Below are 14,862 nucleotides of genomic sequence, written 5' to 3'. Positions count from 1 at the left end.
AGTAAAGACGTCAAGCGACCATCGGCGTGAGCTTGAAACGCCCCGCGGATGGGAGTACCGTCTGCGCCTTAGAAGGGCACCTCTGGTGGACCTGTGTGTAGGGCAAACGCTCGAAAACAGTGCAACAGAGAGGCTAGAAAGCGAATCCAGTAGTGAGAGCCGGGATAAAAACCCTGCCTGCTACGCCAACCTAATTCTGGCGCCGTTTGCCCACATGCCAAAAACCAGTGCCACGCTGCTGATAATCGATGATGACGAAGTAGTGCGCGCGAGCCTCGCCGCCTATTTGGAAGACAGTGGTTTCAGTGTCCTGCAGGCCAGCAATGGCCAGCAGGGTCTTCAGGTATTCGAGCAAGACAAGCCCGACTTGGTCATCTGCGATCTGCGCATGCCGCAGATGGGCGGACTCGAACTCATTCGCCAGGTCACCGAGCTGTCGCCGCAAACCCCGGTTATCGTGGTGTCGGGTGCCGGCGTGATGAACGATGCGGTCGAGGCCCTGCGCCTGGGCGCGGCGGATTACCTGATCAAGCCTCTCGAAGATCTGGCCGTGCTCGAGCACTCCGTGCGCCGGGCCCTGGATCGTGCGCGTCTGCTGCTGGAAAACCAGCGCTACCGCGACAAACTCGAAAAGGCCAACCGCGAACTCGAAGCCAGCCTGAACCTGCTCCAGGAAGATCAGAACGCCGGTCGCCAGGTGCAGATGAACATGCTGCCGGTCAGTCCCTGGACGATTGACGAGTTCCAGTTTGCCCACCAGATCATCCCGTCGCTGTACCTGTCGGGTGATTTCGTCGACTACTTTCGGGTTGATGAGCGTCGGGTAGCCTTCTACCTGGCGGACGTTTCCGGGCATGGCGCTTCTTCAGCCTTTGTCACCGTGCTGCTGAAATTCATGACCACGCGCCTGCTGTTCGAATCCAAGCGCAATGGCACGCTGCCAGAATTCAAGCCTTCAGAGGTACTTGGTCATATCAACCGAGGCCTGATCAGTTGTAAGCTGGGTAAACACGTCACAATGGTCGGTGGTGTCATCGACGAGGAGACAGGTTTGTTGACCTATAGCATCGGCGGTCATCTGCCGTTGCCTGTGTTGTACACGCCAGACAGTGTTCGTTATCTGGAAGGGCGTGGTCTGCCGGTGGGCCTCTTCAATGAAGCCACCTATGAAGACCACGTGATGGAATTGCCACCGACGTTCAGCCTGACGCTGATGTCTGATGGCATTCTGGACCTTTTGCCAGAACCCACACTCAAAGAGAAAGAAGCGGCATTGCCCCAACGGGTCAAGGCTGCGGGCGGCACCCTGGATGGGCTGCGGCAGGTTTTTGGATTGGCCACGCTAGGGGAGATGCCGGATGATATCGCCCTGTTGGTGTTGAGCAGGAATCTTTAATGAGTACCGGTAGAATCCAGTTCGCCGAGCAGGACGGCACCTTCGTCCTCAAGTTCGTCGGTGAAGTTCGCCTGACCCTGTGTTCGGCGTTGGATGCGACTATTGAGCGGATCTTCACGGCGTTGAACTTCAACGCGATCGTGATCGACCTGACCGAAACCCGCAGCATCGACAGCACCACGTTGGGCCTGTTGGCCAAACTGTCGATCCTGTCGCGGCAGAAGGTCGGCTTGCTGCCGACCGTCGTCACGACCCACGAAGACATCACCCGTCTGCTGCAGTCCATGGGCTTCGAGCAAGTGTTCAACATCGTTGACCGCCCGATCCCTTGCCCTGAGTGCCTGACCGACCTGCCCGACCAGGATCAGTCCGAGGAAATCGTGCGGATCAAAGTCCTCGAAGCGCACAAGATCCTGATGGGCCTGAACGACTCCAATCGTGAAGCGTTTCATGACCTGGTGAATGCGCTGGAGCGCCACTGATCCTGAAGTGATGTAGTTTGGACTGGCTCCATCGCGGGCAAGCCTTGCTCCTACAGGGTTGTGCGTCGATCACATTACCCCGGCCTAACACCGCTCCTGTAGGAGCTGAGCTTGCTCGCGATGGCGTCCTTGAGGCCGCCAACCAGCCTTGTGCGAAGCCAATGCAATTGCTGGACACAAAAAAGGGCGAACCCATCGGGTTCGCCCTTTTTGCGTTGCGCCGAACTAGATCACAGCTTGGCTTGCAGCAACGCCTCAAGCTTTTCCTGGTCGCGAGCAAACTGACGAATACCTTCAGCCAGTTTCTCGGTCGCCATCGCATCTTCGTTGGACAACCAACGGAACTGCGCTTCGTTCAGGCTCAGACGCGCTTCGCCGGCATGCCCTGGCGCCAGTTTGCGCTCCAGCTTGCCGTTATCCGCTGCCAGTTTCTCCAGCAGGTCCGGGCTGATGGTCAGGCGATCGCAACCGGCCAGTTGCTCGATCTGATTCAGGTTACGGAAGCTCGCGCCCATCACTACAGTCTTGTAGTCATTGGCCTTGTAGTAGTTGTAGATGCGGGTCACCGACTGCACGCCCGGATCATCCGCGCCGGTGTAGTCGTTGCCGTTGGCCTTCTTGTACCAGTCGTAGATGCGGCCCACGAACGGCGAAATCAGGAAAACCCCAGCATCAGCGCAAGCAGCGGCTTGAGCGAAGGAGAACAGCAGGGTCAAGTTGGTCTGGATGCCTTCTTTTTCCAGGATTTCGGCGGCGCGGATGCCTTCCCAGGTGGAGGCGATCTTGATCAGTACGCGGTCACGGCCAATACCGGCCTTGTCGTACAGCTCGATCAGACGGTGCGCACGCTTCAATACGGCGTCAGTGTCGAACGACAGGCGTGCATCCACTTCGGTGGAAATGCGGCCAGGTACCACTTTCAGGATTTCTTGCCCTACCGCGACGCCAAAACGGTCGCTGGCCAGGCCCACATCGCCCTTGCAGTCGTGAACGCAGGCGTTCAGCAGCTCGGCATAGCCGGGAATGGCCGCCGCTTTGAGCAGCAGGGAAGGGTTGGTGGTAGCGTCCACGGGTTTAACGCGAGCGATTGCTTCGAAGTCGCCGGTATCGGCAACGACGGTAGTGATTTGTTTGAGTTGTTCCAGCTTGGAAGTCATGGGCGTGCTCTGTCCTATGGGTCTGATGACATTACCCGAGCGCTGACAGCCACTCAAGGGCGGGTGTGCGTATCGATGGCCCCAATGGCAACATCCTGAAAACGGGTGTTTGAATGGTGGGGCGTGGTATCGGTAAATACGATGCCAAATATTGCGGCAGGTTCAACCATTCTGACGGCTAACGCTCTGTCAGCAGGTAAACGCACCCAGCAAGAGACGCTCTAGTCCCCGGTTTATAGTGTGATGATTCACTTGCACCGCGCACGGCTGAGTCCTTTCGAGCCCTCGGAGAAACAGGCCAAGTCGTGATGGCGACTGGAGAGTCCTGCGCCTATAATGCGCTGCAAAATTCAAGCTTCCCAATAGTTTGTCCAGATAAGCGTTGAACTGGTCAACTTAGTGAGGGGGTGCAAAACGAAAACAGACACGGCGCATGGGGGGGATCATATTTAAGCCAATTAAGTTATCCCCGCCGCTGATTGGGATGAAACGATGATAAAAACTGAAACAACCTCCAGCATTCAGTTGGAACGATACGTGAATTTAGCAGCGTACATTGCGTTGCTTTTGATCGTCGTGGTTGTATTTACGCCGTTGATAAACAAGCTGTCTATAATTGGTGGCGATTACGTGGTTCACTTGAGGTGGGCCAGCGATATGGATAATCAAGGGAAGTTAATACTGCCGCACCCGCTTTATCATCTTCTCGTCATTGCCACTCGACATGTTTTTTCTATCGATTATGTGGAGTCGTCGACAGTTGTGGTATCGCTTGCTATTTTTTTATTGGCTGTCTTGAACTATAAAGTGTTGGTCAATAATTCATCTGTATCGGTTGCGATATTGTTTTCTGTCTGCCTGCTTATGGTAACGCCAATACAGCTTTTTTACTTTGTGGATAATCATTTGTATTTTGGGTACATGGGGGTGACTGTTTATCACAGTCCCACCATGTTGCTCTTGAAGCCGCTGTCTCTCATTGTCTTTTGTTATGCACTGAAATCCGCCGACAGTTCATCGAAAAACAACTTGGTAAATGGCATTGCACTGGCGTTAGCTTTGTTTTTTTGCGGAATATCCAAGCCTAGCTTTCTGCTGATCGTACTGCCAGCGTTTACCGTATTTTTATTTGTTTTTCGTCGGTTAAAACCTATGCTGAAGCGCGGGTATGTATATGGAGCGTTTTTTCTTCCTGTGTTTTTGGTATTAGGTCTTCAGTTTGCGCAAACTTACTTTGAACAAAGCCTTTCGCAAGGGACGGGGAATGCCGACAGTCGAATCGTTTTCTTGCCATTTGAAACAATGTCTCATTATTCCGGCTTCTTGATATACAAATTTTTTCTCTCGATTGCATTCCCACTGGCGGTGATGCTGTGTTATCCAAAAGCGTTGATAAAAGATAGAGCCTTGGTGTTCGCATTAATCTGCCTTTTGATGGGGGCTATCCTTACCTACTTGTTTGCGGAGAGCGGGTACAGAATGTATGACGGGAATTTTTGGTGGAGTGGGCAAATTGGATTGTATTTGGCGTTCTTGTTTTCTGTAGTGTTTTTGCTTAAAAACAGAATTGCGTTTACCGCAGGAACGGCTGGAAAAATAAAATATGCTGTCTGTATGGCGTTGTTCTTCGTGCACACGGCCTGCGGTATTTTTTACTTTAAGCAGGAATTGCTATTTTCTTATGCGCAATTTTGGTAATCATAACGATTTTTTTTTAACGGAATAAGAGCAAATAATACAATGTCACTCAAATCAGCAGGGCCTCAAATATCGGTTGTTGTTCCCGTTTACAAAGCGGAGAACTCGCTGGATGAGCTATACACCCGATTAAAAACGTCGCTGGAGAAGACTTCTCCGGATTTTGAGATTCTGCTAGTCGAAGATTGTGGTGGTGACCGTTCCTGGCAGATTATTGAGCGACTTGCCGCCGCGGATCCACGAGTGCGCGGTATCCAATTGAGTCGAAATTTTGGCCAACACTATGGCATCACTGCCGGCCTGGATGCCTGTCTCGGGCAATGGGTCGTGGTCATGGATTGCGACCTACAGGATCGACCCGAGGAAATTCCGCGTTTATACGCCAAGGCGCAAGAAGGATACGATATTGTTTTGGCCCTGCGCGGCAAACGCAATGATCCCTTAATGAAGCGAGCGGCGTCATGGATGTTTTATAAGACGTTCAGTTATTTGGCAGATTTTGAGTACAGCGGCGACAGTGGTAATTTCCGAATTATTTCGCGAAAGGTCGTTGATAACCTTTGTCAAATGCGAGAGCAACTACGTTTTTTTGGCGCGTTGGTTCATTGGTTAGGTTTCAGCACCACGGGCATTGAGGTTGAGCATGCTGCGCGGTTTGAAGGAAAAAGCACCTATACGTTTTCAAAGCTCTGGGATCTGGCGATGGAAACGATACTTGCGTATTCGGATAAACCGCTCCGATTGGCAGTAAAACTCGGGTTTACCATGGCGCTCTTGTCTTTTTTTTACGGTGCTTATTTGTTGGGCGCCACTCTGATTCATGGTGCGGAAGTGCCAGGTTGGACTAGTTTGATGGTCTCACTATTTTTTATTGGTGGAGTAATCATCTCTATACAAGGGGTTGTTGGAATATACATTGGCAAGACGTTCGATGAAACTAAGAAGCGACCGTTGTATATCGTCGGGCGAACAACGAATTGACTGTCAAAAGTTGGAGTTTAACCAGCTGTATTTGGTAATTGAAGACAGTCGTTGGTGATGCTGTGAGATGAGAGGTTAGTTGAGGGTTATGGCGGATGATAATTTAGCGATTGGTCAGTTTGTTCGCTATGGTGTCGTGGGTGTAGTCAATAACGGCTTGCTCTATCTAGGGTATTTGTTGATCGTGTATGCCGGGGGTGGAAAGAAACTCTCCATGACGCTGATGTATTTGATGGGTGTCATAATTGGATTTCTTGCAAATTATAGATGGACGTTTACGCAGGATAAAAATCATGGCGCACTTATGCGTTATATTCAGATGCACGTGGTGGGTTATTTAATAAACTTCTTGTTCCTGTTCGTCCTCGTTGATACGTTGGGTTTTGCACATCAGGTTGTGCAGATAGTCGCCATCCTCGTGGTTGCGATTTATGGCTTTTTTACCTGCAAGTATTATGTGTTTCGTGTCCGCGAAAAATAACACTGGATCATCGAACAGCTGAGCGTGCGGTTGGCTGGAAAGCACGCCTGTAGCATCCGCAAAGCGGATATTTGAATCGCTAATGTGCCCGGACCGCGCTCCTGAATGATTGGCGGGCCTGGGCAGTTATCGCGCTCGCTCTAATTTGAATTAAGCAGTGTCCTGACCGCCGTTTCCGCCGGCTTCGGGTGACCATCTGCCGTCAGTAGGCCAAAATTGCGCTCCCGATCATTCCCGCCCGAATCACTGTTCTTCCATTCATAAACGGACGTCAGCGGGATTTTCAGTTTTTCGACATCAGAGATGAAGGTACTGACTTTACTCGCTTGCCCGTCATCCCCGCCGTTGGAGCTGAGCGCTGACACTCCCCACTCACTGATAACCCCCGGCAGATGGAAGTTCTGCTGAATAAACGCCTGGGCATTACTGATCTGCGCGCCGGTCTGGCCATAAGGATGATAGGAAATCGCGCTGAGGCATTTAGGGTATTCACTGACTATCCGGTTCAGCGCCACCGTCGAGGCCGACCCCGCACTCGGCGCTTTCGCAAAGCCGAAGCCGATCAGCGGCGTGGTTTGCGCGTTTGGCCCCAGGGATTGGCACACGGCACTCATGAAAGGCACGAAGGTCGTTTCGAAGTTGCCGGTCGGCCAATACTTGTCCAGGTCCGGCTCATTCCATATTTCAATGGCCACCAACTGCTGACGGTAGGACTGTTCCAGGGCGACCACGGACTTGGCAAACAGTGCTCCCGCCGTCTTCAGCTCACTGGCGTTGCCCGGCGTGGCCGTCAGTGCATCGGTTGAGCGAATGGTCATCAGGACCGGCAATCCGGCGGATTTGGCAACGGCGAATGCGTCGCTGATCTGTTTTTGATACGCCGAGTCAGCCAAGCTGTTTGTCCATACGCCAAAACGCACGAACCCGAACCCCGCCTGTTTAATCTGCCCGGCATCGGCGGGGGTGAAGTTCTGGATCTTGACCTGGACACCGAAGGTCTTTTTGGCGCTCAGGGCCGGGAACAGGTCGCTGGCGTGAACCAGGTTGGCGCTGCTGAGCATCAGCAGCGTGCAAGCGGCAAGGCGTTTGGCATGCATGGCGAATTCCCTCTCGTCGATCTGGAAATAACGTTGATTATTGGTTTTCTGCTGCTATTAGTTCGATAGCGGTGAAGTTGTTAAGTGCACGACTGTTATGTTTTGTCGGATAACCATTGTTAGAAAACGTTCGTTATTTTTGGTCCGCTTATTCTGGTTGGGTGGTTTTTGGCTGTCGTGGTACTTAATACGCTTGTATTAACAAGGCTGATCCTTTTCTGAGTGCGGGATGAACCCGTGGTTCACTCAAATCCCCGCTACGCATTGGTTGATTCGACATTACACGGGAAGCGTTGCCTTGTTCAGAAAGATCCTTGTCGTCTGCGTAGGCAATATTTGCCGAAGTCCGACCGCAGAAATGTTGCTGCGCAATGCGCTGGCATCTTCCACCATCACCGTGACCTCCGCGGGCCTTAGTGCACGTGTTGGCGAGTCCATGGAGCCTGCGGCACGCCAGGTTCTGGAAGCGCATGGGCATAGTGCCGAAGCGTTCAAGGCGCGGCAAATCACCCCGGACATTGTTAATGAATCAGACCTGATTCTGGTCATGGAAAAACAGCATGTAAGCCAAGTGCTGAAGATTGCATCGCACGCCAGGGGCAAAGTGTTTCTTCTCGGCAAGTGGCAGAGTGAGCGAGAAATACAGGACCCGTATCGTCAAGGAAAAGCAGCTTTTATTCATGCCCACGCATTGATTGAAGATGCTGTTTGCTCATGGGCGCAGCGCCTTGGGCATTGATGAATAATTTTCAGATCAGTAAATGGTAAGAATTCACTTATGCAGTTACCGTCAGTAGTCGGCACCCGGGACAACGAGCGAGATGATATTGATCTTCTCGGTATATTCGGCAGTTTAATTGATCAGAAATGGTTGATCGGCGCGCTCACCGGTGCATTTATGCTGACCGGTGTGGCTTATGCGATTTTGGCGACACCGGTGTACCTGGCGAACGCTGTGGTACAGGTCGAACCGAAAAAGAACGACATGCTCGGTTTCTCCGATCTCAACAGCATGCTCAATGGTCAATCGCCGTCGGTGACCGAGATCGGCATCATCAAATCCCGCGCGGTAATCGGTAAAACCGTCGACGATCTGCACCTTGATATCGACGTCACGCCCAATACCTTCCCGGTCATTGGCGGCTTTCTGGCCCGACGCTACAAGGGTGATTCCGTTGCACCCCCTCGTTTCGGCCTGAACAGCTACGCCTGGGGCGGTGAACGTCTGGATATCGCCCGGCTCAACTTGCCGGAAGAACTGTTGGGCAAGAAACTGAAACTGGTGGCCGCCGAGCAACATCGATTCCAGTTGTTCGATGACAACGACAACCTGTTGGTGGACGGCGTCGCCGGCGAAGCCTTTGCGCAAAATGGGGTCGAGGGGCGGATCGCCGATCTGGCGGCCAATCCCGGCACCCGTTTCGAAGTGGTGCGCAGTGCAAGAATCGTCACCATCCTGGATTACCAGGATGACCTGGACGTGTCCGAGCAAGGCAAGGAATCGGGCATCATCCGCCTGGCCCTGGCCAGTCCTGACCACGCTCAGGCTGTGAAGATTCTCAATAAAGTCGCCTCGTTATATGTGCAGCAAAACGTCGAGCGCACCTCGGCGGAAGCGGCGCAAAGCCTGGACTTTCTGCAAGCCCAACTGCCGCAAGTCAAGAACGACCTGATCAAGGCCAGTGATGCGCTCAACGGTTATCAAACCCGTGGCAAGACGGTCAACATTTCCCTCGAAACCCAGTCGGTGCTGGAACAGATTGTCACCCTGGACACGCGCATTTCGGAACTGAAGCTGCAACAGGCAGAGCTTGATCGCAAGTTCACCAAACAGCATCCGGTCTATCGTGCCTTGATGGCGCAGATTGGCGAATTGACCCGCCAACAGAAAAGTCTGGAGAGCAAGGTTCAGGATCTGCCCGCCACGCAACAGGAGTTGTTGAACCTGACCCGCGACGTGGAAGTGGCCTCGCAGATCTACACCCAGTTGCTGAACAAATCCCAGGAATTGGACATCGTCCGGGCCGGGGCGGTGGGCAATGCCCGGCTGATCGATGCCGCGGATGTCGACAAGACCACCCCGGTCAAACCGCGCAAAGCCTTGATCGTTCTGATCGCAACGTTCCTCGGCGCGTTTGTCGGCGTCGCTGTGGTGCTGGTGCGCAAATCCCTGAGTCGTGGATTGGAAGGGCCGGAGGCCATCGAGCAACTCGGGTTGCCGGTGTATGCGTCGATTCCCTACAGCGTGTTGCAACAGGAAGAGGACAGTAAAAAACTGCGCTTAAGTGACGAGTCGCGCCGGCAGGCTTTTCTGTTGGCCCTGCGTAACCCGACCGACCTGTCGATCGAGTCGATCCGCAGCCTGCGCACCTGCCTGCATTTCGCCGGGCTGGACTCGACCAACAACCGCATCATGATTTCCGGCCCGAGCCCGCAGGTCGGCAAGACGTTTGTCTCTTCCAACCTCGCGGCGGTCATGGCGCAAAGCGGGCAAAAAGTGGTGCTGATCGATGCCGACATGCGCAAAGGGCATTTGCATAAAACCCTCAATACGCCGATCACCAATGGTTTGTCGGACCTGCTGGTCAAGCGTTGCACGCTTGAGCAGGGCATCCATCAAACCGAGGTCGACAACCTGCACTTCATCAGTCGCGGGCAGGTCCCGCCTAATCCATCAGAGCTGCTGATGCACGCGAACTTCCGTGAGCTGCTGGCACAACTCAGCGAGCTGTATGACGTGGTGATCATCGATACGCCGCCGCTACTGGCGGTGACAGACGCCGCGATTGTCGGGCGTGAAACCGCGATCAGCCTGATCGTCACCCGCTTCGGCGTGAACCCTGCCAAAGAGATCGAACTGACGATCCGTCGATTTGCCCAGAACGGTATCCAGTTGAAAGGCGCTGTGTTCAATGGCGTCGAGAAGCGTGCCGCGGGCTACTACGGCAACGGCGGCTACGGCAATTACAACTACGAGTATGCGTCCGACAAGGCTTGATTCGGCATTGGCATTACCTGAATGGAAATGGGTGGATTGTGAAAAAAATACTGCATGTGGCCGAAACGATTAAGGGTGGCGTGGCGACCGTTATTCGCACGATATCGGCGCCACCTGAGGCCGAGGTCGAGAACTATGAACTGGTGTATTTGATCCCGTTCGATCAGAAAAAAGAGCTGCACGGCATCGATGAAAAACAGATCCGGACCTTCGACCGGACCAAGCGCGATGTGCGCTCGCTGCTGCGATTCGCCTGGCAACTGGCGCGGCTGATTCTCAAGGAAAAACCTGATGTGGTGCATTTGCACAGCACCTTTTCCGGGGTCATTGGCCGTTGCGTGTGCGTGCTCCTGCGGCCGTGGCGGTCGCCGAAAATTGTCTACTGCCCGCATGCCTTTTCATTCTTGATGGAGAGTTCGCCGGCCAAGCAGAAAGTCTATTCGCTGATTGAACGGCTGTTGCAGAAGGTCACGGACGTGATCATTTGCGTCAGCCAGTACGAACTGGACAAAGCCGCGCGGTTTGGCATCGAGCGCCGCCGGATGAAGTTGATCTACAACGGTATCCCTTACAAAGACGATGAGCCGAACACCCCCGGTCAAGCGCCGATCCATCTGCTGTTTGTGGGGCGGCTCGACTATCAGAAGGGTTTCGATGTGTTGCTCAAGGCCTTTGCCGGCGTGCAGCGCACGGACCTGAAACTGACGGTGGTCGGCAGTGCGGTCAACGAGGACACCGTCGATTGCCCGGTGATGGACGGGGTCGAGTACGTGCCGTGGGTAACCCCGGCTGAAGTGAATGCGCTGTATCAAGCGGCGGATGCACTGATTGTTCCCAGTCGCTGGGAAGGCTTTGCCATGGTGCCGCTGGAAGGCATGGCCATGGGGCTGCCGGTGATTGCCAGCAACTGCACGTCCTTGCCCGAGTTGGTCACCCACGGTGTGACCGGCTTCGTCTTTCCCTCCGGTGATCACCAGGCACTGACCGACGTGTTAGTGAACATCGAGAAGCCCCGGTTGCAGTTGCTCGGCGCCCAAGGCCGGCAAATGGTCCGCGAGCGGTTCAGTGCCACGTTGATGATCAAGCAGACCTACGACGTGTATTCCGCTCCCTCTTATTAAGTAGATATCAGCTTATGAACGTAACGATTTTGCATGGCTACAGCGCGTCCAATTCCGGTGATGGTCTCCTGGTGGACTTGGCCATCGCCCTGGTGCTGCGAAACTTTGGTGCCGACACCTCGATCAGCGTCGTGGCCTCGGACCCGAAATCCTTCAGCTACTTGCCCTACCTGCGCCACGACGCGCCGGTCATGGCGGCCAAGGGCTTGGGGCGGGTCAAGCAGGCGCTGTTCCTGAATCAGTCCTATGCGGGCCTTGCGGATGTATTGAGGTCGAGCGACCTGATCGTCGGCGTCGGCGGCGGTTACATGCGCTCCAAAAGCGCCTTCGAACATATCAAGTTGAAACTGGGGCACGCCAAGCAACTGGAAACGGCGATCCTGAGCAAAGTGCCGTCGGTGTACCTGCCGCAGAGCATTGGTCCGTTCCATGGTGACGGCGGCAAAATCGTCGAGCATTACGCCAAGGCTGATGCGGTGTTTGTGCGGGACAACCGCTCCTCGGAGCTTTTCGGCACCTATGAAAATGTATACCGCGCACCGGACCTGGCGGTGCAGGCATTGGCCGGCAAGATTCTCCAGCAACCCAAGTTCACCCGTTGTGCCTCAACGCCGGCGGTGGTCTGTGTGGTACTGCGCAAACCGCCGGCGTGGAGCAAGGAAAAGAAGGCCGGTTACGTGGCCAATCTGAAGCTGCTGCTACAGCGCTTGAAGAACAAAAGCAAAGTGGTGTGTGCGGTGCAAAGCGCCGTGCGTGGCAACGATGACGGTGCGTTCTATCGCGAGTTGGGCATCACCGAAGACCTGCTGCCATTGAAGGCGACCCTGGCCAAATATCAACCGGACCTGGTGATTTCCGTGCGCTTGCATGGCGCCATCGAATCGCTGCTGGCGGGCGTTCCGGCGTTCCATATCAGCTACGAGCGCAAGGGTTTTGGCGCCTATCAGGACATGGGCGTGGAAGACTGGGTGATCAATGGCGGCGATATCAATGTCGACACCATCATCAACACGGTTTACGCACCGAATGCCTTGTCCCGATTTGGTCAGAAGTTGACGGACACCTGCCGGGAGATTGAAGCCAAGACCCTGGTCATGGACGGGATCATCAAGGGTGTTGTTCGATGATATTTCGGCTACTGCTCCGGGGCGGAGCTTTAGGTGCGAAGTTTCTGCTGGTGTTGGCCATCACCCATTACCTGGGCTATGACGCGCTGGGTTTTTACGGCGTGGTGGTGGCGGCGTCGTTGATTGCGTCGAAGTTCTACAGCGTCGGTTTCAGTTCGGAAATCAATCGGCTGATCAGCGTCGGTCGCAGTTCGCGATGGGTCGTCGATAGGGTCTTGCTGTTGTACCTGGCCGTGGGCGTCGTGTTGTCGGTGGCGACGGTCACGGTGTATTCGTTGTTCCAGGGGATTGAGGCGAGCACCACACTGATCGTTTGTGTGGCGTTGCTGCTGCTCACCGAGCACCTGTCGTTCGAGATCAATTCCTTTGTGTTTTCTGCGCAGAAAGCCACGTGGGGCGCGCTGCTGTTCTTTATCAAAACCGGCTTCTGGGCGCTGTTGGCCTTGGGCGGGATGATGCTCGGCTGGGTCTCCGACATCGCCAGTGTGTTGTGGTTGTGGGTCGCGGCCAACGTGTCGGTGATGCTGGCCGGTTACCTGATTGTGGTGAACGTTCACCGAGGGCGAGTGACCGGTGCGCTGACCACGGCCTCGGTGTGGAAAGCCGGATTGCCGTTTTACCTGGGTACGGGGCTGATCGCGTTGAGTCAGTACGCCGAGCGCTTTCTGATTATCGACCTCGAGCCCTACGCCAGCCTGGGCAAGTACGTTTACGCCTGGTCGGCGGCTAACACCTTGCAGGCGTTGTCCTACGCCGTGGTGGCGGTGGTGGGCATTCCGGTGCTTGCCAAGCGCTATCAGAACGACCAGCAGGCGCTGACGGCCCGGCAGTTGTTCGTCAATCAGTGGGTGATGCGCGCGTTGGTGCTGTCCGGCGCCGTGGCGCTGATGATTGTGGTGTTCTTCAATGTCGTGCTCGATTACGTCGCGACAACGGTGCCGCGTCCGGATAACGACCTGCTCGGCGTACTGATTTTTTCCTTTGCCCTGCGCGCCGTCGGCGACATTGTCTGGGGTGGTTTGATCGCGTCGAAAAACAGCCGGGTATCACTCACCAGCGCGGCGATCTGCCTGCTGGTTTCTCTGCCCGTCAGTTATCTGCTGATCAAGCACTACTCGATTTATGGCGCGGCCTGGGGGAATGTGTTTTCGATCACCGTGCAGCTCGGCGTTATCGCTTTGCTGACTCGGTCTGCCCGCGTGAAGGTGACCGCGTAATGGCGCTGAAACTGCCCTCCATCGAGTTTCGCGGCAGAAAACTCGACGCGTACATCTCGTTCCTGATTCTGTTCAGTGGCCTGTTTCTGTCGGTGGCCATGCCGCTGCTGATGCACCGTGATCCCGGCCCCGATGCCATGACGTTGTGGTCGTCCTACGCCCGCGCCGACAACTGCAACTTCTGGAATCCGTTCTCGCCGGACCGCTCGTCCTACGAATGCTCGGCGTACCTGCTGCGACCCACCGGCATCAACCTGACCAATGCCTGGGCCTACGGCATGGCGTGCAACCTGTTCCTGACGGCGGTGCCGGTCCTGATGTTCCGGCGCATGCCGCTGACGATCTTTTTTACCCTGTGTTTGTGGGGTGTAGTCCGCTCGTTTTTCCTCGAAAACCTGACCAAGGAAATCATCGTCTCGGTGGCGATGATTTCAATTTTGCTGTTCTCGTTTTCCAGGCGTTATCGCGGCGGATTTTTCTGCTCGGCGGTGATCTACGGCGTGTTGATCCGGCCCTACTGGATCCTGTTTTCCCTGGCCTGGTTCGGCGTGTGCGTGATGAAGAAGTACGTGTCGCGGATGACCTTCTTCCTGATGCTGTTCCTGTTCTACCTGGCCATCGCCACGGCGATTCAATTGGCGGTCGGCTATTCGGTGTCGTCGATTCGCGCCAGCAACAACGAACTGCGCACGGCGGGCGAGGAGGGCTCGAAGTCGCTGATCGTGTCCTGGATCAGTGGCGGTGACTTCGTGTCCCAAGCGCTGGACTCGATGAGCATCTTCTTCCGGCTGTCGTTTCCGGTGGAGCTGATTTTGCTGTCCGGCCTGGGCCAGATCATCTTCGTGGTGTTGATGATGATGACCTCATTGCTGATGTTCAAAATGATCACGTCCAGCGACTACAAGGGCGTGCGCATCGATACCAAAGTCAAAGAGCTGATCGCCATTCCCCTGTCCTTTTTATTGGTGCAGGGCTTGTTCGAACCGGACTTCGGTTCCTTCGCCCGGCATTTTTCCATGGTGGTGCCGGTGCTGTTTATGGGCCTGGGTTTGCAGCTGCGCGCAAAGAAACCTGTGCTGGTTGAATCAAGAATCCTGAGCTGAGGTT

General features: G+C 54.7%; 13 protein-coding genes. 11 read left to right on the top strand and 2 right to left on the bottom strand.

Annotation, left to right across the window (positions count from 1 at the left end):
* Positions 1–214: 214 nt before the first annotated feature.
* Both rssB and rssC read left to right on the top strand, forming a co-directional pair.
* On the top strand, positions 215–1,396 hold the full coding sequence (rssB, locus tag BK667_RS26165; protein WP_123512298.1) for a two-component system response regulator RssB: 1,182 nt from the start codon (positions 215–217) through the stop codon (positions 1,394–1,396).
* A complete protein-coding gene (gene rssC / locus BK667_RS26160) occupies positions 1,396–1,878 on the top strand; it encodes an anti-sigma factor antagonist RssC (protein ID WP_123403442.1) in 483 nt (160 codons plus the stop codon). Before rssB ends, rssC begins: the two co-directional genes overlap by 1 nt.
* A 230-nt stretch (positions 1,879–2,108) precedes the next feature.
* On the opposite strand, the gene tal is transcribed toward rssC, so the two are convergent.
* Positions 2,109–3,035 (bottom strand): transaldolase, encoded by a 927-nt coding sequence (gene tal / locus BK667_RS26155; protein ID WP_123403444.1) that lies wholly within the window; start codon positions 3,033–3,035, stop codon positions 2,109–2,111.
* A 492-nt stretch (positions 3,036–3,527) separates the two neighbouring features.
* On the opposite strand from tal, the gene BK667_RS26150 reads away from it, so the two are divergent.
* From BK667_RS26150 to BK667_RS26140, 3 genes are all read left to right on the top strand, one after another.
* Positions 3,528–4,733, top strand: coding sequence for a hypothetical protein (locus BK667_RS26150; RefSeq protein ID WP_123599340.1), 1,206 nt, complete (start codon positions 3,528–3,530; stop codon positions 4,731–4,733).
* 42 nt (positions 4,734–4,775) lie between these two features.
* Complete coding sequence (locus BK667_RS26145; protein WP_123599339.1) at positions 4,776–5,714, top strand: glycosyltransferase family 2 protein; 939 nt, start codon at positions 4,776–4,778, stop codon at positions 5,712–5,714.
* An 88-nt stretch (positions 5,715–5,802) separates the two neighbouring features.
* Entirely contained in the window at positions 5,803–6,195 is a 393-nt protein-coding gene (locus BK667_RS26140) for a GtrA family protein (RefSeq protein WP_123599338.1), read from the top strand.
* A gap of 140 nt (positions 6,196–6,335) precedes the next feature.
* Here the strand turns inward: BK667_RS26140 and BK667_RS26135 are convergent, their stop codons facing one another.
* A complete protein-coding gene (locus tag BK667_RS26135) occupies positions 6,336–7,292 on the bottom strand; it encodes a cellulase family glycosylhydrolase (protein ID WP_123599337.1) in 957 nt (318 codons plus the stop codon).
* Positions 7,293–7,590: 298 nt separating this feature from the next.
* Here BK667_RS26135 and BK667_RS26130 point away from each other — a divergent pair, with 298 nt between their 5' ends.
* Genes BK667_RS26130 through BK667_RS26105 form a run of 6 tightly spaced genes read left to right on the top strand, consistent with a single transcriptional unit; the run spans position 7,591 to position 14,858 of the window.
* Positions 7,591–8,031, top strand: coding sequence for a low molecular weight protein-tyrosine-phosphatase (locus tag BK667_RS26130; protein WP_123512949.1), 441 nt, complete (start codon positions 7,591–7,593; stop codon positions 8,029–8,031).
* Positions 8,032–8,070: 39 nt separating this feature from the next.
* On the top strand, positions 8,071–10,290 hold the full coding sequence (locus BK667_RS26125; protein ID WP_123599336.1) for a polysaccharide biosynthesis tyrosine autokinase: 2,220 nt from the start codon (positions 8,071–8,073) through the stop codon (positions 10,288–10,290).
* Positions 10,291–10,328: 38 nt separating this feature from the next.
* Positions 10,329–11,411, top strand: a complete 1,083-nt coding sequence (locus BK667_RS26120) for a glycosyltransferase (RefSeq protein WP_123599335.1) — start codon at positions 10,329–10,331, stop codon at positions 11,409–11,411.
* A 14-nt stretch (positions 11,412–11,425) separates the two neighbouring features.
* Positions 11,426–12,538, top strand: coding sequence for a polysaccharide pyruvyl transferase family protein (locus BK667_RS26115; RefSeq protein ID WP_123512307.1), 1,113 nt, complete (start codon positions 11,426–11,428; stop codon positions 12,536–12,538).
* The gene (locus BK667_RS26110) at positions 12,535–13,755 is read left to right on the top strand and encodes an MATE family efflux transporter (RefSeq protein WP_123599334.1); all 1,221 of its coding nucleotides are present in this window, start codon (positions 12,535–12,537) and stop codon (positions 13,753–13,755) included. The genes BK667_RS26115 and BK667_RS26110 overlap by 4 nt, the downstream gene beginning before the upstream one ends.
* On the top strand, positions 13,755–14,858 hold the full coding sequence (locus BK667_RS26105) for a hypothetical protein (RefSeq protein ID WP_123512311.1): 1,104 nt from the start codon (positions 13,755–13,757) through the stop codon (positions 14,856–14,858). The genes BK667_RS26110 and BK667_RS26105 overlap by 1 nt, the downstream gene beginning before the upstream one ends.
* Positions 14,859–14,862 lie beyond the last annotated feature (4 nt).

This window comes from Pseudomonas frederiksbergensis (assembly GCF_003732705.1).
GTDB lineage: Bacteria > Pseudomonadota > Gammaproteobacteria > Pseudomonadales > Pseudomonadaceae > Aquipseudomonas > Aquipseudomonas frederiksbergensis_F.
This window is presented reverse-complemented; position numbering and strand designations above follow the sequence as displayed.

Coding starts and splice junctions, on each gene's coding strand:
- rssB (WP_123512298.1), top strand. CDS start 215: ATGCCAAAAACCAGTGCCACGCTGCTGATAATCGATGATGACGAAGTA.
- rssC (WP_123403442.1), top strand. CDS start 1,396: ATGAGTACCGGTAGAATCCAGTTCGCCGAGCAGGACGGCACCTTCGTC.
- tal (WP_123403444.1), bottom strand. CDS start 3,035: ATGACTTCCAAGCTGGAACAACTCAAACAAATCACTACCGTCGTTGCC.
- BK667_RS26150 (WP_123599340.1), top strand. CDS start 3,528: ATGATAAAAACTGAAACAACCTCCAGCATTCAGTTGGAACGATACGTG.
- BK667_RS26145 (WP_123599339.1), top strand. CDS start 4,776: ATGTCACTCAAATCAGCAGGGCCTCAAATATCGGTTGTTGTTCCCGTT.
- BK667_RS26140 (WP_123599338.1), top strand. CDS start 5,803: ATGGCGGATGATAATTTAGCGATTGGTCAGTTTGTTCGCTATGGTGTC.
- BK667_RS26135 (WP_123599337.1), bottom strand. CDS start 7,292: ATGCATGCCAAACGCCTTGCCGCTTGCACGCTGCTGATGCTCAGCAGC.
- BK667_RS26125 (WP_123599336.1), top strand. CDS start 8,071: ATGCAGTTACCGTCAGTAGTCGGCACCCGGGACAACGAGCGAGATGAT.
- BK667_RS26115 (WP_123512307.1), top strand. CDS start 11,426: ATGAACGTAACGATTTTGCATGGCTACAGCGCGTCCAATTCCGGTGAT.
- BK667_RS26110 (WP_123599334.1), top strand. CDS start 12,535: ATGATATTTCGGCTACTGCTCCGGGGCGGAGCTTTAGGTGCGAAGTTT.
- BK667_RS26105 (WP_123512311.1), top strand. CDS start 13,755: ATGGCGCTGAAACTGCCCTCCATCGAGTTTCGCGGCAGAAAACTCGAC.